This is a genomic window from Micromonospora sp. I033 (genome assembly GCF_053890995.1).
Genome location: NZ_JBSSLX010000072.1, coordinates 1 through 24,777, shown reverse-complemented (window position 1 = coordinate 24,777; position 24,777 = coordinate 1). Strand labels below are relative to the sequence as shown.

General features: G+C 75.8%; 22 protein-coding genes. 9 read left to right on the top strand and 13 right to left on the bottom strand.

The features are described from left to right. Positions 1-920: sigma-70 family RNA polymerase sigma factor (locus tag ACW0Q9_RS14730; RefSeq protein WP_456181588.1), on the top strand; the 920-nt coding region annotated here is incomplete at its 5' end. Positions 921-968: 48 nt separating this feature from the next. Here the strand turns inward: ACW0Q9_RS14730 and ACW0Q9_RS14725 are convergent. The 8 genes from ACW0Q9_RS14725 to ACW0Q9_RS14690 form a co-directional block, all read right to left on the bottom strand. Continuing rightward, entirely contained in the window at positions 969-2,219 is a 1,251-nt protein-coding gene (locus tag ACW0Q9_RS14725; protein WP_456181586.1) for a beta-ketoacyl synthase N-terminal-like domain-containing protein, read from the bottom strand. Further along, positions 2,216-3,484, bottom strand: coding sequence for a beta-ketoacyl-[acyl-carrier-protein] synthase family protein (locus ACW0Q9_RS14720; RefSeq protein WP_456181585.1), 1,269 nt, complete (start codon positions 3,482-3,484; stop codon positions 2,216-2,218). Before ACW0Q9_RS14720 ends, ACW0Q9_RS14725 begins: the two co-directional genes overlap by 4 nt. After that, positions 3,481-3,888, bottom strand: a complete 408-nt coding sequence (locus ACW0Q9_RS14715) for a cupin domain-containing protein (protein WP_456181583.1) — start codon at positions 3,886-3,888, stop codon at positions 3,481-3,483. The genes ACW0Q9_RS14720 and ACW0Q9_RS14715 overlap by 4 nt, the downstream gene beginning before the upstream one ends. Further along, positions 3,885-4,592 carry an SRPBCC family protein gene (locus ACW0Q9_RS14710; protein WP_456181582.1) on the bottom strand — a complete coding sequence of 236 codons (708 nt, stop codon included), beginning with the start codon at positions 4,590-4,592 and terminating at the stop codon, positions 3,885-3,887. Before ACW0Q9_RS14710 ends, ACW0Q9_RS14715 begins: the two co-directional genes overlap by 4 nt. After that, positions 4,589-6,139, bottom strand: coding sequence for an acetyl-CoA carboxylase biotin carboxylase subunit (locus tag ACW0Q9_RS14705; protein WP_456181581.1), 1,551 nt, complete (start codon positions 6,137-6,139; stop codon positions 4,589-4,591). The genes ACW0Q9_RS14710 and ACW0Q9_RS14705 overlap by 4 nt, the downstream gene beginning before the upstream one ends. Continuing rightward, positions 6,139-6,615 carry an acetyl-CoA carboxylase biotin carboxyl carrier protein gene (gene accB / locus ACW0Q9_RS14700; protein WP_456181579.1) on the bottom strand — a complete coding sequence of 159 codons (477 nt, stop codon included), beginning with the start codon at positions 6,613-6,615 and terminating at the stop codon, positions 6,139-6,141. Before accB ends, ACW0Q9_RS14705 begins: the two co-directional genes overlap by 1 nt. A 114-nt stretch (positions 6,616-6,729) precedes the next feature. Beyond that, positions 6,730-8,472 (bottom strand): acetyl-CoA carboxylase carboxyltransferase subunit alpha, encoded by a 1,743-nt coding sequence (locus ACW0Q9_RS14695; protein WP_456181578.1) that lies wholly within the window; start codon positions 8,470-8,472, stop codon positions 6,730-6,732. Then, positions 8,469-8,801, bottom strand: coding sequence for a TcmI family type II polyketide cyclase (locus tag ACW0Q9_RS14690; protein ID WP_456181577.1), 333 nt, complete (start codon positions 8,799-8,801; stop codon positions 8,469-8,471). The genes ACW0Q9_RS14695 and ACW0Q9_RS14690 overlap by 4 nt, the downstream gene beginning before the upstream one ends. A gap of 414 nt (positions 8,802-9,215) precedes the next feature. On the opposite strand from ACW0Q9_RS14690, the gene ACW0Q9_RS14685 reads away from it, so the two are divergent. The 6 genes from ACW0Q9_RS14685 (at position 9,216) to ACW0Q9_RS14660 (ending at position 14,619) form a co-directional block, all read left to right on the top strand. Continuing rightward, on the top strand, positions 9,216-10,061 hold the full coding sequence (locus tag ACW0Q9_RS14685) for an AfsR/SARP family transcriptional regulator (RefSeq protein ID WP_456181575.1): 846 nt from the start codon (positions 9,216-9,218) through the stop codon (positions 10,059-10,061). A gap of 143 nt (positions 10,062-10,204) precedes the next feature. Then, positions 10,205-10,552 (top strand): TcmI family type II polyketide cyclase, encoded by a 348-nt coding sequence (locus ACW0Q9_RS14680; protein WP_456181573.1) that lies wholly within the window; start codon positions 10,205-10,207, stop codon positions 10,550-10,552. A gap of 234 nt (positions 10,553-10,786) precedes the next feature. Next, positions 10,787-11,692, top strand: a complete 906-nt coding sequence (locus tag ACW0Q9_RS14675; RefSeq protein ID WP_456181571.1) for a helix-hairpin-helix domain-containing protein — start codon at positions 10,787-10,789, stop codon at positions 11,690-11,692. A 223-nt stretch (positions 11,693-11,915) separates the two neighbouring features. Continuing rightward, positions 11,916-13,118, top strand: coding sequence for a low temperature requirement protein A (locus ACW0Q9_RS14670; protein ID WP_456181569.1), 1,203 nt, complete (start codon positions 11,916-11,918; stop codon positions 13,116-13,118). A 116-nt stretch (positions 13,119-13,234) separates the two neighbouring features. Then, positions 13,235-13,441: a hypothetical protein gene (locus ACW0Q9_RS14665; RefSeq protein ID WP_456181567.1), complete on the top strand. Its 207-nt coding sequence runs from the start codon at positions 13,235-13,237 to the stop codon at positions 13,439-13,441. 218 nt (positions 13,442-13,659) lie between these two features. Continuing rightward, on the top strand, positions 13,660-14,619 hold the full coding sequence (locus ACW0Q9_RS14660) for a TIGR03557 family F420-dependent LLM class oxidoreductase (RefSeq protein ID WP_456181565.1): 960 nt from the start codon (positions 13,660-13,662) through the stop codon (positions 14,617-14,619). A gap of 99 nt (positions 14,620-14,718) precedes the next feature. Here ACW0Q9_RS14660 and ACW0Q9_RS14655 read toward each other — a convergent pair whose 3' ends face one another. The 3 genes from ACW0Q9_RS14655 to ACW0Q9_RS14645 form a co-directional block, all read right to left on the bottom strand. Next, on the bottom strand, positions 14,719-16,824 hold the full coding sequence (locus ACW0Q9_RS14655) for an amino acid transporter (protein ID WP_456181563.1): 2,106 nt from the start codon (positions 16,822-16,824) through the stop codon (positions 14,719-14,721). A gap of 81 nt (positions 16,825-16,905) precedes the next feature. Further along, complete coding sequence (locus ACW0Q9_RS14650) at positions 16,906-17,307, bottom strand: hypothetical protein (RefSeq protein WP_456181561.1); 402 nt, start codon at positions 17,305-17,307, stop codon at positions 16,906-16,908. Between the two features lie 132 nt (positions 17,308-17,439). Continuing rightward, positions 17,440-18,306, bottom strand: coding sequence for an alpha/beta hydrolase family protein (locus ACW0Q9_RS14645; RefSeq protein ID WP_456181559.1), 867 nt, complete (start codon positions 18,304-18,306; stop codon positions 17,440-17,442). 123 nt (positions 18,307-18,429) lie between these two features. On the opposite strand from ACW0Q9_RS14645, the gene ACW0Q9_RS14640 reads away from it, so the two are divergent. After that, positions 18,430-18,978 (top strand): CGNR zinc finger domain-containing protein, encoded by a 549-nt coding sequence (locus tag ACW0Q9_RS14640; protein WP_456181557.1) that lies wholly within the window; start codon positions 18,430-18,432, stop codon positions 18,976-18,978. A gap of 75 nt (positions 18,979-19,053) precedes the next feature. Here ACW0Q9_RS14640 and ACW0Q9_RS14635 read toward each other — a convergent pair whose 3' ends face one another. Together ACW0Q9_RS14635 and ACW0Q9_RS14630 are read right to left on the bottom strand one after the other, a co-directional pair. Further along, complete coding sequence (locus tag ACW0Q9_RS14635) at positions 19,054-19,824, bottom strand: DUF5995 family protein (protein WP_456181555.1); 771 nt, start codon at positions 19,822-19,824, stop codon at positions 19,054-19,056. A 111-nt stretch (positions 19,825-19,935) separates the two neighbouring features. Next, positions 19,936-22,878 (bottom strand): helix-turn-helix transcriptional regulator, encoded by a 2,943-nt coding sequence (locus ACW0Q9_RS14630; protein WP_456181553.1) that lies wholly within the window; start codon positions 22,876-22,878, stop codon positions 19,936-19,938. A gap of 189 nt (positions 22,879-23,067) precedes the next feature. Here ACW0Q9_RS14630 and ACW0Q9_RS14625 point away from each other — a divergent pair. Next, the coding region (locus tag ACW0Q9_RS14625) for an AAA family ATPase (RefSeq protein ID WP_456181551.1) at positions 23,068-24,777 on the top strand (1,710 nt) is incomplete at its 3' end.

Genomic DNA, 24,777 nt, shown 5'->3' with positions numbered 1-24,777 from the left:
CCGGCCCCACCACCGACGCGGTGGCCGACTACCTCCGGACGATCGGACGCACGCCGCTGCTCACGGCCGAGGAGGAGACGCGCCTCGGCGCCCGCATCGAGGCCGGCGGCCTGGCGCAGCGGCGCCTGGACGACGACGGCGACCGGGTCGGCGCGGCCGAGCGGGACCGGCTGCGGCGACTCGTCGCCGACGGGCGGCGCGCCCGGCACCACATGATCGAGGCCAACCTGCGGCTGGTCGTCTCGGTGGCGAAACGGTACGCGCTCGCCGGCCGGCTGCCGCTGCTCGACCTGGTCCAGGAGGGCACCATCGGCATGATGCGGGCGGTCGAGAAGTTCGACCACCGGCGTGGGCTGAAGTTCTCGACGTACGCGACCTGGTGGATCAAGCAGGCCATCGGCCGTGCCCTGACCGACCAGAGCCGCACCGTCCGCCTGCCGGCGCACCTCGTCGAGGTGCTCAACCGGGTGAACCGCACCCGCCGCGCCCTGGCCGGCGAGCTCGACCGGGAGCCGACGCCCGCCGAGATCGCCGCCCGGCTCGACGTACCCGTCGAGAAGGTGGAGCTGCTGCTGCGGCACGACCGCGAGCCGATCTCGCTGCACACCCCGGTCGCCGGGGCCGCCGGCACGACCGAGCTGGGCAACCTCGTCGCCGACGAGGCGCCCGACCCGGCCACCGTCGTGGTGTCGTCGTGGCGGCGCCGCTACCTGGACGAGGTGCTCGAGACCCTGTCGGAGCGCGAGGCGACCGTCATCTGCCAGCGGTTCGGCCTCGACGACGACCGGCCGAGCACGCTCGACGAGATCGGCACGAGGATCGGGCTGACCCGGGAACGGGTCCGCCAGATCGAGAGCCAGGCGTTGCGGAAGCTGCGCCACCCCACCCGCGCCCGCGTCCTGGCCGACCTGCACGCCTGAGCCGACGGCCGGCTCCGGGGGCCGCGCCGCCGTCGTCCGGTGCCCCCGTCACCCGCCGCCACCCGCGGGCGGCGGTGCGGCCCCCCGCACCACGAGCGCGCTGTTGAAGCCGTCGAAGCCGCGCGCCCCGACCAGGGCGATGCGGCTGCGCGGCGGGCGCGGCCGGCGCAGGAAGGTCAGCTCGCAACCGGGCGCCGGCTGCTCCGGACCGGCCGAGGCGGGCAGCAGGCCGTGGTGGAAGGCGAGCAGCGCGGTGGCCGCGTCCAGCGCCGATCCGCCCTGGTGGGCGCGGCCGGTCAGCGGCTTCTGCGTGGTCACCGGCGGGGTGGCCGCGCCGAAGACCGAACGCAGGGCGGCCGCCTCGGCCCGGTCGTACGCGGGCACGCCGAGCGCGTCCGGCCAGATCACGTCCACGTCGTGCGGGCGGACCGCGGCCCGGTCCAGGGCCAGCCGCAGCGCCCGGGCGTAGTGGACCGGATCGGGGCCGGCCTCGGGATCGGTCGGTGCGCCGTCGTGGGTGGCCGCCCAGCCGGTGATCTCCCCGTAGATCCGGGCGCCCCGGGACAGCGCGTGCCCCAGCTCCTCCACCACGAAGACCGCGCCGCCCTCGGCCGGCACGTAGCCGGCGGCGCCCGCGTCGAACGGCCGGTACGCCCGCTCCGGGTCGGCCACGTCGCTGAGCAGCCCGGAGCGGAGCTGGCAGGCCAGCGCGTACGGGCTGAGCGGGCACTCCGTCGCCCCGGCCACCACCAGCGGGGTGCCGCGGCGGATGGTGCGCACCGCGTGGGCGAGACTGTCCAGCCCGCCGGCCGCCTCCGAGACGGTCACCCCGCAGGGCCCCTTGAGCTGGTGCCGGATCGAGAGCTGCCCGACGCTGGCCGCGTAGAACCAGGCGATCGACTGGTACGCCCCGACGGTCCGGGTCGGCCCGCCCCAGAGCCGTTGCAGCTCCTTCTGCCCGAACAGGTTGCCCCCGGAGGAACTGGCCAGGGTGACCGCCCACCGGTACGGGTCGGGAGCTTCCTCGGGCAGGCCGGCGTCGGCCAGCGCCAGCCGGGTGGCGGCGAAACCGAGATGGGTCCACCGGTCGGTCTGCACCCGTTGCCGGGTGTCGCTGAAGCCGGCCGGGTCGAAGTCGGGCACCTCCCCGGCGATCCGGGTCGGATAGGTCGCCGGGTCGAACAGCGTGATCGGCCCGGTGCGCCGGGTGCCGGCCCGTACCGCCGCCCAGTGCGCGTCGGCGCCGACGCCGGTGGGCGCGACCACCCCGATCCCGGTCACCACGGCCCGCGCGGTCATGCGTGCACCGCCATCCGGCGGAAGACCATCGCCGACTGGAAGCCGCCGAAGCCGCTGCCCACCGACAGCGCCACGTCCACCGGCACCTCCCGGGCCTCGTTGGGCACGTAGTCCAGGTCGCACTCGGGGTCCCGGGTGGCCCAGTTGGCGGTGGGCGGGACCACGCCGTACTCGATGGCCAGCGCGCACGCGGCCATCTCGATCGAGCCGATCGCGCCGAGCGAGTGCCCGACCATCGACTTGATCGAGCTGATCGGCACCCGGTACGCGGCCGGGCCCAGCGCCCGCTTGAACGCCGCGGTCTCGTGCCGGTCGTTCTGCCGCGTGCCGGAGCCGTGCGCGCTGACGTACGACACGGCGGACGGGGCGAGGCGCGCCTGGCGCAGCGCGTCGCTGATGGCCACGGCCATCTCCGCCCCGTCGGGGCGCAGCCCGGTCATGTGGAAGCCGTTGCTGCGGCTGGCGTAACCGGCCACCTCGCAGTAGACGTGCGCGCCCCGGCGGCGGGCGTGCTCGGCCTCCTCCAGCACCAGCACTGCCGCGCCCTCGGCCAGCACGAAGCCGTGCCGGTCGGCGTCGAACGGCCGGGAGGCGTGCTCCGGGTCGTCGTTGTCCGGGCTGGTGGCGCCGATGGCGTCGAACGAGGCGACGGTGACCGGGGAGATCGGCGAGTCGGACGCCCCGGCCAGCACGATGTCCGCCTCGCCGTCGGCGACGAGCTGGTGGGCGTAGCCGATGGCGTCGATGCCGGAGGTGCAGCCGGTGGAGATCACCTGGGCCGGGCCGTGCAGGCCGTGCCGGCAGGCCACGTCGGCGGCCAGGCTGCTCGGCACCAGGGCCTGGTACAGGTACGGCCCGCCGAGGGTGTGGTCGACCAGCCAGCGCCGGCCGGAGTCGCTGACCCGGACGTACTCCTTCTCCAGCGCCATGGTCCCGCCGACGGCGGTGCCGAGCACCACGCCGGCCCGTTCCCGGTCGGCGTCGGAGAGGGTCAGCCCGCTGTCGGCGAGCGCCTCGGCGGAGCAGGCGAGGGCGAACTGCACGTACCGGTCGGCGCGCTGCCGCTCGGCGAGGGTGATGCCGGCGGCGTCCGGGTCGAAGTCGCACTCGGCGGCGATCTGCGAACGGAACGGCGACGGGTCGAAGAAGCTGATCCGGCGGGTGGCGGTGCGCCCCTCGGTGATGGTCTTCCAGAACCGGTCCCGGGTGGCGCCGCCGGGTGCGACGACGCCGACGCCGGTGACCACGGTGCGCCGGCCGGTCACGACGGTTTCCGGGGTGGTGGGGCGTTCTCGGTGTCGACGTGGCCGAGCTCCGGGCGGGGGGCGAGCGGTCCGAGGTGGAAGACCACCTCGGCCGGCTCGTCGCCGGTGTTGCGCAGCCGGTGCCGCACGTCCTTGGCCACGTAGAGCGCCTCCCCGGCCGCGAGGGGAACCGGCCGGTCGTCCAGGTCGACGGTGATGGCCCCGCGGGCCACGTAGAGGAACTCCTCGCTGTAGGGGTGGTAGTGCTCGGCGATCCGCTCCCCCGGCGCCAGCGTGGCCACCCCCATGAAGCCCGAGGTGCTGCCGACGGTCTTCGGGCCGAGCAGCACCCGCAGCTCACCGCCGCGCCGCCGGTCGGCGGTGACGTCGTGGACGGAGACCCGGGCGGTGGTGGTGTCGGTCATCGCGCGCCTCCCGCGTGTGCCCGCTCGATCCGCTCCTTGATGACGGCGAGCTGGACCTTGCTGTTGGTGTTGATCCGCTCGGTCATGCCGGCGTTGTCGACCGGCGCGGTGGGCTTCATGGCGAAGTCCTGCACCCAGGTCATCCGGGTGCCGCCGGGGATCTCGTCGTAGCGCCAGTGGATGCGCATGTACTCGAACGGGCCGGTCTCCACCCGGCGGGCGTGCACCTCGCGGGTGGCCGGGTCGGCGGTGCGTTCGCTGACCCAGCTCCACGACGTGCCGTTCTCGTCGGGGTGCATGGTGAGCCGGAACCGGACCGTGTCGCCCTCCCGGTGCAGGATCTCGGCCACCGCGTACTCGGTGAACAGCTCGGTCCACCGGGCGACGTCGTTGGTGATCTCCCAGACCAGCGGCAGCGGGGCGGCGATGTCGACGGCGTTCTCGGTGTGCCCGGGCGGGTCCGCCTTCCGGGCCACCAGGTCGGCCACGCCGGCGATGCTGAGCTGCCCGGCCTGCTCGGGGATCTTCACCCGCCACCGGTCGGCCACGACCGCGGAGAGTTCGAGCAGCGCCAGCGAGTCCATGCCCAGTTCCTCCAGGCTGGCGGCCGGCGTGCGGGCGGCCGCGTCGGCGTCCAGGCCGCAGTGGGTCACCAGGATGTCGGTGATCTCGGTGGCGAGCGGTCGGTCGGGGGCGACGGTCATCGGTTCCTCCAGGCGTTCGGGCCGGCGGCGGGCACGGCGGTGACGGGGGTACGGCCGGCCGGGTCGGCGTCGGCTCGGGTGTCGGGCACGGGGGCGGGCACGGCCGGTCCGGCCCGGTCGGCGACCGGCGCGACGTCGGCGGCGAGCGCGCGGTCGGCGGCGGGTACGACGTCGGTGGCGGGTGCGATGTCGGTGGCGGGCGGGGTGAGCAGGCGGTCGACCAGGGCGGTGGTGTGCCGTCCGGCGCGGAAGGCGGCGTCGCGCAGCACCCGCCGGGCGAACGGGATGGTGGTGCGCACCCCCGGACCGCTCACCTCGAACTCGCCGAGCGCCCGGTCGAGCCGGTCCAGCGCGCCGTCCCGGTCCGGCGCCCAGACCGCCACCTTGGCCAGCAGCGAGTCGTAGTGCGGGCTGACCAGGTAGCCGACGTGGCCGTGGGTGTCCACCCGGGTGAACGGGCCGCCGGGCGGCCGGAACCGGTCCAGCCGGCCGGGAGCCGGGGCGAAGCCGCGGTCCGGGTCCTCCACGTTGACCCGGCACTCGACCGCCACCCCGCGCAGCCGGACGTCCTCCTGCCGCCAGCGCAGCGGCGTGCCGGCGGCCACGTGCAGCTGCTCGTGGACGAGGTCGATGCCGGTGACCATCTCGGTCACCGGATGCTCCACCTGGATCCGGCAGTTGATCTCCAGGAAGTGGCAGCGCTCCGCCTCGTCGACCAGGAACTCGACGGTGCCGGCGCCGGTGAAGCCGACCGAGAGGGCGCCGCGCAGCGCGGTCTCGGCCAGGGTGTCCAGAGTGGCCGGTCGCAGCGCCGGGGCGGGTGCCTCCTCGACGAGCTTCTGGTGCCGGCGCTGCACCGAGCAGTCCCGGGTGCCCAGGTGGATCCCGTTGCCGTGGCCGTCGCAGAGCACCTGCACCTCGACGTGCCGGGCGTCGGCCAGGTACCGCTCGACGTACACCCGGTCGTCGCCGAAGGCGACCTGGGCGGCGGCGCGGGTGCGGGCGTACGCCCGGGGCAGCTCGGCGGCGCAGCGGACCACGGTCATCCCGCGCCCGCCGCCGCCGGCGGCCGCCTTGACGATCACCGGGTAGCCGACCTCGGCGGCCACGTCGAGCGCGTCGGCGGCGGTCGGCAGCGTCCGCACGCTGCCCGGCGGCAGCGGCAGGCCGGCCTTGCTCATCAGCGCCCGCGCGGTGGACTTGTCGGCGAGGGCGGCCATCACCTGCGGCGGCGGGCCGACGAAGGTGAGCCCGTTCTGCGCGCAGATCTCGGCGAAGTCGGCGTCCTCGGAGAGGAAGCCGTAGCCGGGGTGCACGGCCTGGGCGCCGGTCTGCCGGGCCGCCTCGACGATCGCGGCGGCGTTCAGGTAGCTCTGTCGGCTGGCCGCCGGTCCGATCCGGACGGTCTCGTCGGCCAGCCGCACCGGCAGCGAGTCGGCGTCGGCGCTGGAGTGCACCACCACCGTCCGGACGCCCAGTTCCCGGCAGGCGCGCAGCACGCGCAGCGCGATCTCGCCCCGGTTGGCGATAAGTACCTTGTCGAACATCAGGCGTCCCGTCCGGTGAGCGGTTCCAGGGCGATCAGTGGCTGGTCGTACTCGACGGGCTTGCCGTCCTCCACCAGCACCTCGACCACCCGGCCGGCCTGGCCGGCGGTCACCTCGTTCATCAACTTCATCGCCTCGACGATGCCGACCACCTGGCCGGGCCGGACCACGTCGCCGACCGCCACGAACGGGGCGGCGCCGGGCTCGGGGCTCCGGTAGAAGGTGCCCACCACGGGCGCCCGCACCGTCGGCCGGTCCGTCACCGGCGCCGCCTGGGCCCGCGGTTCGGTGACCGGCGCCACCTCGGTACGCGGTGCGGGCGCCGGCCGGGCCGGGTCGTGCCACTCCACCTCGAGCACCGTCTCGCCGCTGCGCAGCCGTACCCGGCGCACCGGGCCGGCCAGCTCGGCGACCAGCTTGCGGGCGTGCCGGCTCAGCCCGTCCAGCACCTCCTCGGGCCCACCGTCCCCGGTCACGGCGCCACCTCCGTTCGCGACTGCGGGGCTCGCAGGACCGGCTCACTCCTCGCGCTCACCGCGCCACCTCCGTTCGCGACTGCGGGGCTCGCAGGACCGGCTCACTCCTCGCGCTCACCGCGCCACCTCCGTTCGCGCACCGTTCCGGGTCGCCTCGCCCGGCGGGTTCGGGCCGGCCGAGCGGGCCGCGCCGAAGCGGCGGAACCGCTGCCGGCGCCGGCGGACCAGGGTGGCCGGCGGCACGGCGAGCAGCGGGGCGAGGTTCGCCCCCACCGCCCGGCGCAGCAGCTCGGCCGCGCCGGCCGGGTCGTCGTGGGCGGCGGGCCGGGGCTCGGGCACCACCTCGTCGACCACGCCGAGCCGGCACAGGTCGGCGGCGGTGAGCCGGAGCGCCCGGGCGGCCTGCGGCGCGGCCGAGCTGTCCGGCCAGAGGATCGCGGCGCAGCCCTCCGGGCTGATCACCGAGTAGACGGCGTGTTCCAGCATGAGCACCCGGTCGGCGACCGCGAGGGCGAGCGCGCCGCCGCTGCCGCCCTCACCGGTGACCACCGCGACGACCGGCGTGGGCAGCACGCTCAGCGCGAGGATGTTCTCCGCGATGGCGGCGGCCTGGCCCTGCTGCTCGGCGTCCACACCCGGGTCGGCGCCCGGGGTGTCCACGAGGGTCACCACCGGCAGGTGGAGCCGGGCCGCGAGGCGCATCAGCCGCAGGGCCTTGCGGTGCCCGGCCGGGCTGGCCATGCCGAAGTTGCGCGCCACCAGCTCGGCGGTGGTGTGTCCCTTCTGGTGGCCGATCACCATCACCGGCCGGCCGTCGAGCCGGGCCACCCCGCCGACGATCGCCGGGCAGTCCGCGCCGAGGCGGTCGCCGTGCAGCTCCACGAAGCCGTCGAAGGCGGTCTCCAGGTAGTCGAGGGTGGTGGGCCGGCCGGGGTGCCGGGCCGTGCGAACGGTCTCCCAGGCGTCCCGGGCCGAGCCGTTCGCGGTGGCGGGCGCGCCGGCCGCGACGGCCGGTCGCGGCGCCGGCTCCTGCCGGGGTACGGGCACCCGCCGGCCGGCCTCGGCGGCGGCGAGCAGCGCGGTCAACCGGCCGCGCAGCGCGTGCCGGGGCACCACCAGGTCGATCTGGCCGTGCCGGAGCAGGAACTCGGCGGTCTGGAAGCCGTCCGGCAGCGTGGCGCCGGTGACCTGACGGATCACCCGGGGGCCGGCGAAGCCCAGCCGGGCGCCGCTCTCGGCGAGCACCACGTCGGTGTTGGTGGCGAAGGAGGCGGCCACCCCGCCGTACGTGGGGTCGGTGATGACGCTGACGGTGAGCAGTCCCGCCTCGCGCAGCCCGGCGACGGCCTGGCTGACCGTGGCCATCTGCATGAGCGACAGTGCGCCCTCCTGCATCCGCGCCCCGCCGGAGGCGGTGACCAGCACCAGCGGCGTGGCGTCGGCCAGGGCCCGCTCCGCGGTCCGGGTGATCAGCTCGCCGACCGCGCAGCCGAGGCTGCCGCCGAGGAAGCGGAAGTCCATCACGGCCAGGGCGACCGGGTGGCCGCCGACCCGGGCGGTCCCGCAGAGCACCGCCTCGTCGAGGCCGGTGCCGGCGCGGGCCGCGCCGAGCCGGTGCGGGTAGGGCAGCGCGTCGACGAACCCGATGGGGTCGACCCGCACCGCCGGGTCCGGCAGCGGGGTGAACGAGTCCGGGTCGACCAGCTGCGCCACCCGGTCCGGGGCGTCGAGCCGGGCGTGCGACCCGCACTCCGGGCAGACGTCGAGGTTGCGCCGCAGCCGCTTGCGGTAGAGCAGGGAGGCGCAGCCGTCGCAGCGGGACCAGAGCTGCTCGTCCTGGGGCGCGGTGGTGGTCACGACCGCCGCCCGGGGGCGTCGTACCGGTAGAAGCAGTGGGCCATGGCGTCGCGCGGTGACTGCCAGGTCGGCAGGTACGGCGAGATGTACGGGCGGAGCCGCTCGCTGACCCGGACGAACTCGGGATGGCCGCGTGCCTCCTCCACCGCCCCCTCGGCCGGCGCCTCCGTCTCCAGGAGATGGACGTAGAGGTCGTGCAGCCGGTAGAGGGAGCGGTGCCGGACGCCGACCAGGCCGGGAAGTTCCGTCGCGTCGGACGCGGCGAAGATCTCGGCGACCCGATCCTCGGCGGTCGGCACCACCTTGGCGACGATGAGCGAGCGGTCCATGCGCAGCCTCCCCTGATTGCGTCCCGGTGCGTGACGACCGGTCTCGCCGGACGACTGGCGACACGGTGCCGCCGGCACCGTCAACGCGGCGTCAACCGGCCACCATCGAGCGGGGATCTCGGTGACGCTGCGTTGACGCAAACTGTGCGGGAGCTGTGGGAAGATCAATTGCCGCACATAGATAGCGACACTTCTTCGCAGTTCACAGCCCGTTCGTCCGGCCATTACGGACGGTCAGCAAACCGACGCAGCGTTGACTCAGAGTAACAAGAGTTGATATCCTGCGTACCGGTCAGCCCGGCCACAGCGGGCTTTCTCCGCCACGGCGGAGCCGTTCCGACACCGGCGTCGCGGGCAGCCGAGCGGGCAACAGAGGACGGTCGGGACGAGGGTTCCGGTGCAGGGGGTGCGCCCGTGTCCGGTGGATCGAGAATGCCGACGGCGGGAGACCCCGCCCCACGGGTGTCGCTGCACCTGCTCGGCGGGTTCCGGCTGCTCCACGACGACGTCCCCGTGGTGGTGCCCCGGGGCCTGCAACGGGTCATCGCCCTCATCGGGCTCCGCCCGGCCGCCACCCGCAGCCACCTCGCCGGCCTGCTCTGGCCCGAGACCTCCGAGGACCGGGCGCTCTCCTCGCTGCGCACCGCGCTGTGGCGGCTCCGCCAGGACCCCTGCTGCCCCTTGTGCACGGACGGTGACACCGTCCGCCTCGGCTCCACCGTCCGCCTCGACGTCGACGAGCTGGTCGCGACCGCCGCCCGGGTCCGCGAGGGCGAGGTGCCCCGCAACGCGGCCGGCGCCGGCCGGCACGACCTCCTCCCCGGCTGGTACGACGACTGGGTGCTGCTCGAACGGGAACGGCTGCGCCAGCTCCGGCTGCACATGCTGGAGGAACTGGCCGGCAACCACCTGGCCGCCGGCCGGCACGGCGAGGCCCTGGAGGCGGCGCTGGAGGCCATGGCCGCCGAACCGCTGCGGGAGACCCCGCACCGCCTGGTGGTCCGCATCCACCTCGCCGAGGGCAACGCCTTCGAGGCCGTGCACGCCTTCTACGTCTACCGGGACCTGCTGCTGCGCGAGCTGCGCCTGGAGCCGTCCCCGGCGATGTGCGCGCTGCTCGACGAGACCCTCGCCCCGATCCGGCGCGCCAGCCGGCGGGAGGCCCCACCGCGGCGTGCCGACCGGACCAACGCCCCCGGCCGCCCGGCCGGCTCGGCGCCGCGCGGCTCGACCGCGCCCACCACGCCGCACCCCCGCTGACCGCCACCGGCGTCACCACCGCCATCAATGCCGGCCGGCGGGCCGTGACGGCCAGGTGACAGCCGGCCCGGCAGGGTGGGCCGCACGGTGACCGACGCCTCTGGGCCGGGGTCGGCGCACCACCAGCGGCGAGAGGGGGCCCGATGAGTCGACTGTTGGTCGTCAGCCGGATCGTGCCGGGGGCGCAGGGCCGGGTGGCACAGATCTTCGCCGAGTCCGACGCCACCGAACTGCCCCGCCTCACCGGCGTACGGCACCGGTCGCTGTACTACCTGCACGACCTGTGCGTGCACCTCATGGAGACGGTCGACGTCGACCCGGACCTGGCCGCCGAGGCCCGCGGCAACCCGTTCTACCAGCAGGTCAACGAGCGGTTGTCCGCGCACACCTCGGCGTACCTGCCGACCTGGCACTCTCCCCGGGACGCCGTGGCCTGCTGCTTCTACAGCTGGGACGCGGCCGACCTGCCGGCGCCCCGCCGGATCTGCTGACGTTCCACCCCACCGACCGGGGCGCCCCGGACCCTCGAACGGCACCAGGGGTCCGGGGCGCCCCTTCCGCCGCCCGCGCGGCACACGCTCGGTCATGCCGCGGCCACCGGCCGGCACCGCCCGTCCCACCGGCGGCGGTAGCCGCCGACCCTCCTGTCGCCCCGCGCGCCCGTGTGCGAAGCTGCCCCGAGTTTTCTCGCGAATGTCGTGCACGTACATAGGAGGAGGTTGGCCATGCCGTCGAGCTTCGGGCAGTGGCTGGTCGTGATCCTGGCCCTGCTGGTGGGCCTGGTCATCGGGTGGGTGGTGAGCGGCCGCCGGAGCGCCGCCGGCGCCGGTACGCCCACGGTGGAGGGTGCCGCCGCCCCGGCGCCCGAGGTGACCGCCACGGTCGACCGGGAGCGGCCGGAGGCGGTGGTCGACGACGTGCCGGCGCCCGCCGCCGTGACCGAGGAGTCGACCCCGGCCGAGCAGGACGCGCCGCCGGCCACCGCCACGCTGGCCGCCGAGGCCACCACACTGCCGTCCGCCGAGCCGGTGACGGTCACCGAGCCGGCCCGGACCGAGGACGAGCCGGCCCGCGCGGCCGAGCCGGTGGCCGAGGAGACCCAGCCGGCCGCCCTGGCGGCCGCCGAGCCGGTGACCGCCGACGAGGAGGCCGAGCCGGCCCGGACCGCGCCGGAGCCGGTGGCCGCCGAGGAGGAGCCAGCTGCGCGTCCGGCCGCCGTGACCGACCCGGCGCCCGTCGCCGAGCCGGTGGCCGCTGCCGAGCCGGTGGCCGTGCCGGCCGCCGACGAGCCGGTCGCGGAGGCCGAGCCGGCCGCGCCGGTGACCGTGCCCGCGCCCCGCGCCGCGGTCGAGGACGCCGCTCCGGCCCAGGTGGGCGACGCCGCTCCGGACGACTTCCGGCGGATCCAGGGCATCGGGCCGAAGCTGGCCGCCGCCCTCCAGGCCGCCGGCATCCGCACCTACCAGCAGCTCGCCGAGCTGGACGAGGCGGCGCTGCGGGAGACCGTCAAGGCCGCCGGCCTGCGCGCCGCCCCGGGCCTGGCGACCTGGTCGCAGCAGGCGAAGGTGCTGGCCGGCGCCCGCGCCGAGGCCGAGCGGGTGCTGCCGGTCGGCGCCGGCGAGGACGCCTGATCCGACCTTCCGGGCCGGTGGTGACCGAACGGTCGCCACCGGCCCGCGCCGTGTCCGGCGGCCGTCGCGCCGGCCCGTCCGGGGCCGGACGGCCGGTCAGCGGCGCGGCGGCTCGGACGAGCGCGAATGCCGGAAACCCGGCACGGGTCCGGGCGGGCGTCGCTACGGTCGGTGCAGGGCCGGACGGCCCGCCGCGCCGATCCCGCCACCGCAGGAGCAGCTCGTGCCCACCGCCACGCCGGAGCAGCCCGCCGAGCGGCGGCCACCGGTCCGCGATCCCGAGGCACCGCGCCGGGTGACCCTGCTGGAGCTCTTCTTCGACCTCGTGTACGTGGTCGCGCTCGCCCTCATCTCGCGCGGCCTGATCACCGAGGTCGACTGGCAGCGGGCCCTCCAGTCACTGATCATGCTGATGGCGATGTGGTGGACCTGGGCGATCACCACCCTCGTCACCGACATGTACGACCCGCTACGCCCCGAGATCAAGCTGCTGATCATCGCGGTGATGTTCGGGGCGCTGCTGATGACCACCGCCATCCCGGAGGCCTTCGGCGCCCGCGGGCTGGTCTTCGCCGGGACGTACGTGGCGATCCATCTCGGACGCGGGCTGTTCCTCATGCCGACGGTCCGGCGCCACCGGCAGACGCAGCGCCGGGCGGCCCGCATCTTCATCTGGTTCGCGATCTCCGCGATTCCCTGGCTCGTCGGCGCCAAGGTGGGCGGCCACGCCCGCGAGGCGCTCTGGGTGCTGGCGCTGGCCATCGACTACCTCGGCTTCCGGCTCGCGTACCCGGTGCCCGGCCTCGGCGTGGTGCCGGACGCCCAGCGCAACGTCACCGCCGAGCACCTCTCCGAGCGCTACCAGCAGTTCTTCATCATCGCCCTGGGCGACGCCATCCTGGTCACCGGCACCGTCTTCAGCCTGCACCACTCCGAGACGGAGAACATCGGCGCGTTCGCCGTCGCGTTCGCCACCACGCTGCTGCTCTGGCGGATCTACGTGCACAAGTCCGGCGAGCTGCTGCCGCACGCCATCGCCATGTCGAAACAGCCGAGCAAGTTCCTGAACACCGCCCCCTACACCCACCTGCTCATGGTGGCCGGGGTGGTGACCAGCGCGGCGGGCTTCGACCTGGTGCTGCTCGAACCGACCGGGCACACCCCGCCGGCCTGGCTGGCGGTCATCCTCGGTGGGCCGGCGCTCTTCCTGGCCGGTCGCGCCGCCTTCGAGTACGAGGTGTTCAGCCGGGTCTCGCTCTCCCGCCCCGGCGGCATCCTGGCGCTGCTCACCATCGCTCCCGGCCTGCTGTTCCTCGCACCGGTCTACGCCGCCCTCGGGGCGATGCTGGTGCTGGCCGGGGTGGCCCTCGCCGACCATCTGCGCAGCCGGGGCCGGCCGCCGGAGGACCCCGCCCCGCCGCACTGAGCCACGTCGATGGTCGAAATCGGCCGCGCGGGAAGCCCGGCGCCGTTTGACCGTTCACCGGATCTGGGTACATGGCCTCCACCTCGAATCCACCACAACCCCAGTGGAGGCAACGCATGCGCGGCACCTCGATAGTCGGCGTCCTGGTCGTCATCTGGCTCATCATCGGCGCCATCGCCGCGGGCCAGCGCGGTTACTACGCCAACGACGACACCAACTGCGCCGAGGCCGGCACCATCCTGGTCACCATCGTGGCCGGCCCGCTGAACTACATCGGCGCGAACCCCAAGGTGGACTGCAAGCTCCCGGAGCCGTCCAAGTAGGCCCCACCCGCACCCCTCTCCGGCCCGCGCCCGCTCCCCCGGGGCGCGGGCCGTTCCGTGCCCGCCGCGCGCGGCGTCACCGCCCCTCCGCCGTCCTAGGAGGCTGGGTTCCTCGGGTTCCCCGGCCGATCGTCGCCCCGGGCCGGCGGCGGCGTTTGGCGGGGCGCGGGGCGGGAAGGGCAGCGGTCCAGCCGTGCGGGGGACGGGAGACCAGGGCGATGCAGATCGGCTACAAGCTGGCCTCGGAGGCCTTCGGCCCCCAGGAGCTCATCCGGCAGGCGGTCCGCGCCGAGCAGGCCGGCTTCGACTTCGTCGAGATGAGCGACCACTACCACCCCTGGCTGGAGGTGCAGGGGCACTCCTGCTTCACCTGGAGCGCGCTCGCCGCCATCGCCGCGAAGACCAGCACGCTCGGCCTGGCCACCGGGGTCACCTGCCCCTCGGTCCGGTACCACCCGGCGATCATCGCCCAGGCCGCGGCCACCATGGCGCTGATCTCCGACGGCCGGTTCACCCTGGGCGTGGGCGCCGGCGAACGGCTCAACGAGCACGTGGTCGGGCAGGGCTTCCCGAGCGTGCGCGGCCGGCACGAACGGCTGCGCGAGGCGTTGGAGATCATCCGGCTGCTCTGGCAGGGCGGCTACCAGTCGTACGAGGGGCGGCACCTCCAGCTGGAGGACGCCCGGGTCTGGGACCTGCCGGAGACCCCGCCGGTGATCGCCGTGGCGGCCAGCGGACGGTCCTCCGCGGCGACGGCCGCCGAACTGGGCGACGGGCTGTTCGCCACGGAGCCGAAGTCGTCGATCGTCGCGCACTACCGGGAGGCCGGCGGGCAGGGGCCGCGCTACGCGGAGGTGCCGCTGGCCTGGGCCCCGGACGAGGAGCAGGCGGTCCGCGCGGCGAAGGAGACCAGCCGGTGGGCGGTCACCGGCTGGAAGGTGATGAGCGAGCTGCCCAACCCGGTGAACTTCGACGCGGCCACGGTCTGGGTGGAGGACCAGCACATCCGGCAGCAGTTCTCGGTCGGGCCGGACGCGGCGCCGCACCTGGCGAAGGCGCGGGCGTACGTCGAGGCCGGCTTCGACCACATCGTGCTGCAGAACGCCGGCCCGGATCCGGACGGCTTCCTCGACTTCTGCGCGGACGGCTTCCTCACCCAGGTGCGCGGCCTCGCCTGATCCCGCCCACCGGTAGCCGGGCGCAGCCCGGGGCGGCCCGCGGTCGGCGTACCCCTCGGGGGGCCGGACCGGGACGGTGCCGCCGGGCGGAGGCGGCGCTCAACCGCCGACGTGGATGCCCGGGCGGCGGCCGGGGTCCGGCTCGGACTTGCGGATGATCTCCCGGACCACCGGCGGGGTGTCGCCGCGGCCGAGGATCAGATAGCGCAGCAGGTGCGCGATCGGGTTGCCCTCGGACCACTCGAAGTGGCAGTGCGGGCGCACCCCGGTGGCGTCGCGCAGCGCCAGCAGGATGGCGGCGATGGCGTTGGGCGCGGCCGGGCTGTCGGCGCGCAGGATCCGGTAGCCGCCGACCTCCACCCCCCGCACCCGCAGCACCTCGCTGAACCGCGAGGGGTCGCTGATGTCGATCTCCAGGAAGAGCACGTCGGCGGCGCCGGGCACCGGGTTCATGCCGCGCTGTGCGCGCTCCTTGAGCCGGTACTCCTTCAGCGAGCCGCTCTGCCGCTTGTTGGCGATCAGGTGCAGCCGGCCGTCGTGGGCGATCGAGTCGGCGACGAACCGCCGCGCCGTGTCGTCGAACTCGATCCGCTCGGCGCGCAGTTCGGTGGTCCGGGACACCCGGGAGATCAGCGAGACCGCGACGATGCCGGCGATGAAGAACCCGGAGATGGTGATGCCGTCCGGCTTCTCGATGACGTTCTCGGTGAGCGCGTAGAGCAGCACCAGGGTGAGCACCGCGAAGCCGCCGCCGGCGAGCCGGTGCCGCGCCCGGTACGCGGAGATGGTCACCGCGATGGCCCCGGACACCATCATGGCCAGGATGCCGGTGGCGTACGCGCCGGCCTGGGCGTTGACGTCGGCCCGGAAGGCCACCGTGATGGCGATGCTGATCGCGGTGTAGACCAGCACCACCGGACGGACCGCCCGGCCCCACTCGGGCGCCATGCCGTAGGAGGGCAGGTAGCGGGGCACGATGTTGATCAGGCCGGCCATCGCCGAGGCGCCGGCGAACCAGAGGATCAGGATGCTGCTGATGTCGTAGACCGTCCCGAACGCCTCGCCCAGGTGCTCGTGGGCCAGGAAGGCCAGCGCCCGGCCGCTGGCCGCCCCGCCCGGTGCGAACTCGTCCGGCGGGATCAGCACGGTGGTGACGAAGGTGGTGGCGATCAGGTAGACCGACATGATGAGCGCGGCGGTGGCGAGCAGCCGGCGGGTGTTGCGGATCCGGGCGGCGAGCCGCTGCTCGGGGTCGCCGCCGTCCCCCCTGACCAGCGGCATCATGCTCACCCCGGTCTCGAAGCCGGAGAGGCCGAGCACCAGCAGCGGGAACGCGAGCACACTGGTGGCCAGCACGTCGCCCGCGCCGCCCACCCGGGTGAGCCGGTCGGTCCAGCCGCTGAGCGCCCCCGGGTCGGTGGCGATCTCGGCCAGGCCGGCCGCCACGATCACCGCGTTCAGCGCGAGGAAGACCGCGACGAGCGGGATGGCGACCTGCACGGCCTCGCTGAACCCCAGCAGGAACACCCCGCCGAGGATGAGCAGCAGCACCACGGTCACCAGCACCGCCGCCGTGGTGCCGTGCGGGAACGACTCGGGCAGGATCGGGTTCTCCAGCAGGTGCACGGTGGCGTCGGCCGCGGAGAGCGTGATCGTGATGATCCACGAGGTGGCCACGAAGCCGAGCAGCACCAGCACGAAGAGCTTGCCGCGCCAGAACGGCAGCAGCCGCTCCAGCATGGCCACCGAGCCCTGCCCGCGCGGGCTCTCCCGGGCCACCCGCCGGTACATCGGCAGCATCCCCAACAGGGTCAGCGCCACGATCAGCAGGGTGGCGAGCGGGCTCAGCGCCCCGGCCGCCACCGCCGCGATGCCCGGCAGGTAGGACAGGGTGGAGAAGTAGTCGACACCGGTCAGGCACATCACCTGCCACCAGGGGTGCCGCCGGGCCTGGGGCTCCCGGGTCTCCGGGCCTTCCGGCTGCACCCGGTGCTGGAACAGCCAGCGGGACAGCCGGCCCGCCGGCTCGGCCGGCCGGACCGGGCTCTCCACGCGCTCCGGGACGGTCGGCGCTCCCCCGCGGACGCGGTCGCCGTGCTCCGGGTCGCGGGCGGCGCGCAGCGCCCGGTCCGCCGCGGTCGGCTGCGCGTGGTGGCGGCGCCCCCGCGTCCGCCGGGGCTGCCTCCCGTCCCGTGCCTCCGCCATCTGCACCCCTTCAGGCCCTGACCCGACGGTAGGCGGTAGCCGGGGCGCGACCCGGCCGAACCGGGTAAGCGGGAAAGATGATCAGGCCGGGGTGGCCAGGGCGTCGCGCAGCGCCTCCGGGTCGGTGACCGTCACGGTGACGGCCGGATGGCGCGGCCAGGGGCCGGGGACGAGCGCCGGCACCGGGGTGGCGAGGCGGAGACAGACCCCGGCGGCCACGGCGGTGCCGAAGGTGACCCCGCCGTCGGCCAGGGACAGGTGCGGGCCGATCGCCCGCCACCAGCGGTACGGGCCACCCAGCTCGACCCCGCTGACGTTGTCCCGGGCGGTGCGCAGCCGCCAGGGGCCGAACCGCACGGTCAGTTCGTCCGGGCCCAGCTCGACCCGGGCGGTCTCGGGCCGGACCCCCAGCAGGGCCAGCGGCAGCCGGAACGCCGGATCGAACCGGAAGGCGAAGCGGCGGACCGGTTCGGTGTGCGGCATGGCCGCCGGGTACCCGGCCGGGCCGGGCCGACACCCGATCGCGCCGTCAGCCCGGGCCGGCCCAGCCGCTCCCCCGCGGGCCGGGACCGGCCGGCGCCCGGAGGCGCCGGCCGGTCCGGTGGTTCCCTCGGGTCATCCGTGCAGCCCCAGCCGGCCGGCCAGCCAGGCGAGCCGGTCGTCCCGGGTGCGGGCGGCGCCCAGGTCGTGCTCCTCCTGCGGGTAGACCGACACCTTGGCCTGCGGCGCCGCGGCCGCGAAGGCCGCGCGGGTCTCCGCGCCGACGAACCGGTCCGCGCCGGCGAACTGGAGGTACGCCCCGGCGCCGAGCCGTCCGACCAGGTCCACCGGGTCCAGCCCGGCGAAGACCGCCCGGTAGGCCGCCTTCTCCCCCGCCGGGAGCTGGAGCCAGTAGAGGTCGAACCAGTTGGCCCAGGTCGCGTCCGGGGCGAGCAGCACCGCGGTGCGCAGCCCGGGCTCCCGGGCGGTCAGGTCGACGGCGTACATGGCGCCGTAGTCGTGGCCGACCACCGCGGTGCGGTTCCGGTCCACCCCCGGCTCGGCGAGCAGCCGCCGGTACGCCGCCCGCACCGCGTCGAGCTGGGCGGTGACCGCGGCCCGGTCGCGGGCGTCGCCGACCGGGTCGCCGGCCCACGGGAAGGTGAGCTGCGGCAGCACCGACACCACGCCCCGGCCGGCCAGGGCGGTCGCCTCGGCCAGGAACTCGCCGCGGTCCTGGCTGGCCCGGCCCGGCTCGAACCAGTGCAGGTCCAGCACCCCGGCCAGCCCGCCGCCGGCGCGCTGCGGCCGGACCAGCCAGGCCCGGACGGCCGGCTGCCCGGCGACCGGGATCTCGATGTCGCGGACCACCGTGGCCGTCGCGTGGTCCGCGGCGGCCGGGGCCGCCTCGGCGGGTGCCTCCGCGTGGGCCCCGCCGGCGCCGGCGACCGCGCCGACGACCAGCAGCGCCGCCACGGACACGAGGACGGGCAGACGTCCCATACGCCACCTCCATAAGCTTCTAACTGCGTTTTACAACTGACGACGCTAGGATGGCGGGCGGCGATCGGTCAAGTGCGGAGGGACGGCGGGCGTGTCGGCAACCGGACGAGGCAGGAGGCACGGATGAGCGCGGTGCCACCCCTGGAACCCGAACTGCGCCTGGCCATCGCGCTGCTGCACAGCTACTGGGTGCTCCAGGACCCGGTCGACCAGCTCTCGGTGGCCCGGCTGCGGGCCGCCGCCCGGGAACTCGGCCTCGCCGAGGTCGCCGACCCGCTCGCCAAGGCGGACCTGCCCCGGCTGCGCGACCTGCGCGACCGGCTCCACCGTGTCTTCGCCGCGCCCGACCCGGCCGCCCGGGTGACCGCCCTCAACGGGGTGCTGGCCGAGGTGAGCGCCGGCACGGTGGTCGAACCCGGCCCCGACGGCACGCTGCGGCTCACCCCGCTGCCCCGGCCCGGCCCGGTCGGGCCGATCGCCGCCGTGGTCACCGGGGCGCTCGCCCGGGCCGCCGCGACCGGCGGGGCGGAGCGGTTCGGCGTCTGCGCGGCCGACGGGTGCGACGCGCCCTACCTGGACCGGACCCGGGCCGGCCGGCAGCGCTACTGCTGCGAGCTGTGCAACAACCGGGCCGCCGCGGCGGCGTACCGGGGGCGGTCCCGGCGCGGCTGACCGAGCCGGCCTCGCGACGTCGGCGTCCCCGCGTCCCGCGCCCGGACGGCGGGACGCGGGGACCCCCCGTCCCGGCTACTGGAGGAACGCCCCGAGGGGCGACAGCAGCAGCCGGCCGAGCAGCGCGGCGTTGTCGTCCAGCCGCATCCGCTCACACTCGCGGGCATCCGGGTCGTGCCGGCACCGCCAGATCTTCTGCGCGTTGCGCCAGGCGACGTTCCGGGTGTACTCGACCAGCTCGCCCTGGTACCAGTCGTCGATGTCGCCGTTCACCATGTCGATCATCAGCTGCCAGTGGTCCAGGTAGCCGCGGCGCAGCTCCGGGATCCGCTCGGCGAAGATCTTGTTGATCTCCAGGTAGTCGCGGTGCTGGTCGCTGCCGTCGACCGGCTCGGACTCCAGGCTGTCGAAGGTGGTCACCAGCGCGAACGGCAGGTCGTAGTTGATGTGGGCGTTCACCCCGGCGGCGGCCGACGGCAGCGGCCGGGCGTCCGGGCCGCGCATCCGCTGGAACAGGCACGACCAGGCCTTCGGGGTGCCCGGGTGGGAGTCGGTCCAGAACCGCAGCGCCTCGAAGTAGCGGGCGGCGAACTCCACGTCGAGCCGGGCCAGGAACGTCGGGTCCGTGAAGCGGTCGTCGTACAGCCCGTCGAGCACCGTGGAGGTGATGACCAGGTAGAGCTTGTTGAAGTCGGCCAGCGGGCAGCTCTCCTCCAGCGGAGGCAGCCGGACCAGCAGGTCCTGGAGCTTGGTGAGGTGGTCGACGACCGCCGGCACGTCGGCGGGGTGGTCGGCGAGCAGCCCCACGATGTCCTGGTGCACAGGACCCCAGACCGGTTCGGTCATCTCTCCTCCACAGTGGTCGGCGCCCCCACGACGCCAGCCGGTGACGCTGGACAGCCTTCCAGCCGGCGTACGCCGGCCGGATCAGTAGAACGACGTATTGCCGACGTACGGCTACTCGGGACGGTTGCGCAGGAAGATGGCGCTGGCCTGCACCCGGGTGCGGACCTGGAGCTTGTCGAAGATGTGCGACACGTGCACGCCGATGGTCCGCTCGCTGATGAACAGCCGCTGGCCGATCTCCCGGTTGGTCAGCCCCTCGGCGACCGCGGCCAGCACCTCCCGCTCCCGGGCGGTGAGCACGTCCAGCTCGTCCACCGTGGGCGCGGCCGGCGCCGCGGCCCGGGGCCGGGGCGCGGGACGGGCGGCGGCCGGAGCGTCGTCCAGGGCCACCCGGGCCCGCCCGGCCAGGGTACGGATCTCCTCGCTCAGCGGGACCGCGCCGAGCGCCTGGGCCGTCCGGTGGGCCTGCCGCAGCAGCTTGCCGGCGGTGGCCACCCGGCTGCGCCGGGCCAGCAGCGCCTCGGCCTGCCGCAGCCGCGAGTAGGCCGCCGGGTAGGGGTGGTTGCGGCGATCCCACTCGGTGGCCGCGCGGGCCCACAGCTCCGGGTCGCCCCGGCCGTCGTCCAGCCGGCTCAGCTCGGCGGCGCAGAGGGCGAGGAACGCGTCGGCGACGTACCGCACCGGGGCGCCCGCCTTCCCGCTCTTGCCGGCCACCCGGTCGACCACCTCGCGCAGCCGGCGGACCGCGTTCGGGTCCACCTCGACGGTGCGGCTGGCGGCCGCCTCCGCCTCGGCGCGCAGCCCGTGCCAGGCCAGCGTGGCCAGCACGATGACGTCGTCGGAGCGGCTCTCGGTCAGGCCCCGCTGCACGGCCTGCCGGGCCAGGTCGTGCCGGCCCTGCCACATGGCCAGCCCGGCCCGCAGGATGAGCATCGGCAGCACGTGCCGGGCCCCGCCGCCGGCCAGGACGGTGGCGACCGCCTCCAGGTCGCGGTCGGAGGCCTCGACGTCGCCGTAGCCGACGGAGAGCCGGCACCGGGCGAGCAGCAGCTCGACCGCGTCGGCGCCGGAGGGCCGGTGCCGCAGCGCGGCCGCGACCACCTTCTCCGCCTCGGCCCACTGCCCCACCCGGAACAGCCCGTTGGTGGCGATGGCCAGCAGCCGGGTCTCCCAGGTGCGGCCGAGCCCCAGCTCGGCGACCCGCTCGGCGCCCCGGCGGGCCACCACGACGCCCTCCTCGAGGATGTTCAGCGGCCCGGTGAGCAGCTCGGCCAGGTGCAGGTACGCGCAGGCCACGTCCTCCGGCCGGCCGGAGCGCTCGGCGGTGTCCAGCGCCTGGCGCATGACGGCCAGCCCGGCGTCCGGGTCCTCCAGGTAGGCCTCGCTGAACCCGAGCGCGGAGCTGGCCAGCACCACCTCCGAGGCCGCGCCCTCGACCTCGGCGGCGAGCCGGAGTGCCTCCCGGGCCTGGTCGCCGGCCTCGGCGTAGCGGCCCAGGTGCAGCAGCAGCTCGGCCAGGTGGGCGGCGGCGGTGGCCCGCTCCCGGGGCGTGCAGTCGGCCGCGGCCAGCACCCGCCGGTACTCGGCCTCGGCCGGGGCGGAACGGCCGGCGGCGGCCAGGTAGCGGGCCCGCCGGATGTGCAGGGCGCAGGTGGGCGGGCCGCCCGGATCGCTGGCCAGCTCCTCCAGCAGGGCCAGCGCGCGGGCGTGCTCGCCGCAGTGGTGCGCCGACTCTGCCGCGTGGGTGAGCAGCTCGGCCCGGTCCACCTCGACCGGCTCGGGCCGGCCGCCGTCGGGCAGCACGGTGGCCGGGGTGTCGGCCAGGCTCAGTGCGGCCGACCAGTGGCGGTGCGCCTCGGCGTAGCCGTGCAGCCGCTCGGCCTCGCGGGCGGCGGCCATCGCCGCCGGCAGGGCCCGCGCCGGCTCGCCGGCCAGCCGCCAGTGGTGGGCCAGCCGGGCCTGGTGCAGCTCGGCGGTGGCCGAGGTCAGCGTCTCGGCGTAGCGGCGGTGCAGCGCGGCCCGCTCGGCGGGGAGCAGCTCGTGCGCCAGCACCTCGGCGACCAGGCGGTGCCGCAGCCGGTAGCCCTCGTCGGCGCCGACCAGCAGCCGGTGCGCCACCGCCTCCCGGACCGCCTCGATCAGCTCGTCCCCGGGCAGCCGGACCACCTGCGCCAGCAGCCAGTGCTCGACCGGCTCGACGCCGGCGGCCACCGCGTGCACCACGGCGTGCGCGGGCTGCGGCAGCGCGTCGACGCGGGCCAGGAACACCTCGCGCAGCGTGTCGGAGAGGCCGTCGTGGCCGTCGCGCAGGTCGCGGGCCAGCTCCTCCACCACGAACGGGTTGCCGCCACTGCGCTGCCACAGCTGGTCGGCGGCCTCCGGCGCCAGCGGCGCGCCGACGATCGCGGCGGCCAGCTCGTCGGTGCCGGCCCGGTCCAGCGGCGCCAGGTCGAGCACCCGGACCGAGCGCAGCCGGCGCAGCTCGGTGAGCACCCGGCGCAGCGGGTGCGCGCCCTGCAACGACTCGGCCCGGATCGCGGCGAGCACCGACAGCTGGAGGTCGCCGAGGCCGGCGAGCAGGTAGAGCAGGAGCTGGCGGGTGCTCCGGTCGACCCACTGGAGGTCGTCGAGGACGAGCACCAGCGGCCGCCCGCCGGCGACCAGGTGCAGGCCGCGGGAGACCCGCTCCAGCAGCGCGCCCGCGCCGTCGGGGCCCGGGGTCTCCTCGTCGAAGACCTGGAGCAGGCCGCGGACCGCGGAGGAGGTGCGCGCCTCGGTCAGGTCGGCGTCGAGGCGGCGCAGCGCCTGGCGCAGCGGGTGCAGCGGGGAGGCGTCGCCGATGTCGAGGCAGGCGCCGGTGAGGACCAGCGCGCCCGCGTCCCGCAGGCGCTCGCCGGCCTCGGCCAGCAGCCGGGACTTGCCCACCCCGCTCTCGCCGGTGAGGAACACCGCCGCGGTCTGCCCGGGGGCGACGTCGTCGAGCAGCGCCGACCGGAGCGCCGCCACCGTGTCGGCACGGCCGACGAGCGGCGCGGTGTCCACATCGCTGGCCATGCCCCGCAGCCTAGTCACAGCTCCCCGCACCGTTCTACGGGCTCAACGCCCTTGTGGTACTCCTCGCGTCGACATTGCGACTAATGGTTGCGGGTGGTCGACATACGTCGTCCTACCGATCCCCCGAGGGCCCGGTGGTGAAAGTCTCCGGAGGTCGTCAGGCGCCGGACCGGGGAAAGGGTGGGTGCGATGCTGATCACCACGCCCGTGTGGAGTCGGGAAGCCGGCACCGTCGCGCGCTGGCCGGTGCCGGAGGAGCGGCGCACGGTCACCGTGCTCTTCGCCGACATCGTCGGGTCGACGGGCCTGGTCGAGCGGCTCGACCCGGAGGACGTCCGGGCGCTGCAACAGGCGTACTTCGGCACGGTCGCCGCGGTGCTGCGGCGGTGGCACGGCGTGGTGGAGAAGTACGTCGGCGACGCGGTGATGGCGCTGTTCGGGGCGCACGGCTCCGACGGGTTCGACGCCTACCGGGCGGTGCGTGCCGGGCTGGAGATCCAGGCCGCGCTGGACCGGCGGCTGCCGGCCGGCACGCGGCTGCGGGTCCGGGTCGGCGTGGCCACCGGCGAGGTGCTCGTCGACCTGGCCGGCACCCGGGACGGCGGGCACGGCACGGCCAGCGGCGCGGTGATCACCAGGGCCGCCCGGCTTCAGGAGTACGCCCCGCCCGGCGGGGTGGCGGTCTGCGCGGCCACCCGGCGGGCCGTCGCCGGCCTGGTCGAGCAGCGCCCGCTGGCCGCCCTGACGGTGGCCGGCAGGCCGGCGCCCCTGGACGTCTGGCGGGTGACCGGGCTGGCCCGGCACCGGTCGGCCCGCCATCACGGCCCGCTGGTCGGCCGCCGCCGCGAGCTGGCCACGGCCGGCGCCGAGATCGCCCGGGCGGTGCGGGAGCGGCGTCCACGGTGGATTTCGCTGGTCGGTCCCGCCGGCAGCGGGCGCAGCCGGATGCTGCACGAGTTGGCCCGAGCGGTGTCGACGGTGGACGGTGCCCGGGTGCGCTGGTGCGTGGCGCACTGCCCGCCGTTCCCGGACGGCGAGCTTGCGCCGCTGGCGGACATGGTCCGCGCGCTCGCCGGGCTCCGCGACACCCACCCGCCGGAGACCGCGCGCCGGCGGCTGGCCACCGCCCTGGACGGGCTGCTGCCGACGTCCCGGCGCGGTGCGGCGGCGCACGCGCTGGCCGATTTCCTGGCCGCGCCGCGCGACGCCGGGGCGGCCGCCCGCGGCGCCGAGGTGTGGCGGGAGGTCCTGCTCGACCTGGCCGCCGGCCAGCCGCTGGTGGTGGCGGTCGACGACCTGGACCGGGCCGCACCGGCGCTGAACCGGTTCCTGCACCGGCTCTTCGCCGCGGCGAGCGAGCGGGCGCTGCCGCTCGCGGTGGTGGCCACCCACGGCCCGGGCTGGGCCGACCTGCTGCCCGGGGCGGCCGGCCGGCGGCGCCGGGTGCCGCTGCCCGCGCTGGGCACCGTCGACACCGGACGGCTGCTGCGGCACCTGCTCGACCGGGCCGGCCGGTCCACCGCGCCGGCCGCGGAGCTGCTGCCGCTGGTGGGCGGCAGCCCGGCCGTCGCGGCGGCGTACGCCACCACGCCCGACGCCGACGGCGAGCCGGCCGGGGTGCCCGAGCCGGTCCGCCGCCTGGTAGACGCCCGGCTGGACCGGCTGGACGGGGAGGAGCGGGCGGTGCTGATGGCCGCCGCAGCGCCGGGCGGGGAGGTCGCGACCGCCACGGTGGCGCGGATGCTCGCCTGGCCGGCCGGTCGCGTCGAGCCGGTCCTGCGGGCGCTGGTCGACGCCGGCCTGCTGCGGGGCACCGCCGCCGGTTGGTACGCGGTCGCCGAGCCGGCGGTGGCCCGGGTGGCCGCCCACCGGCTGCCCCGCGCGGTCCGGGCGGAGTTC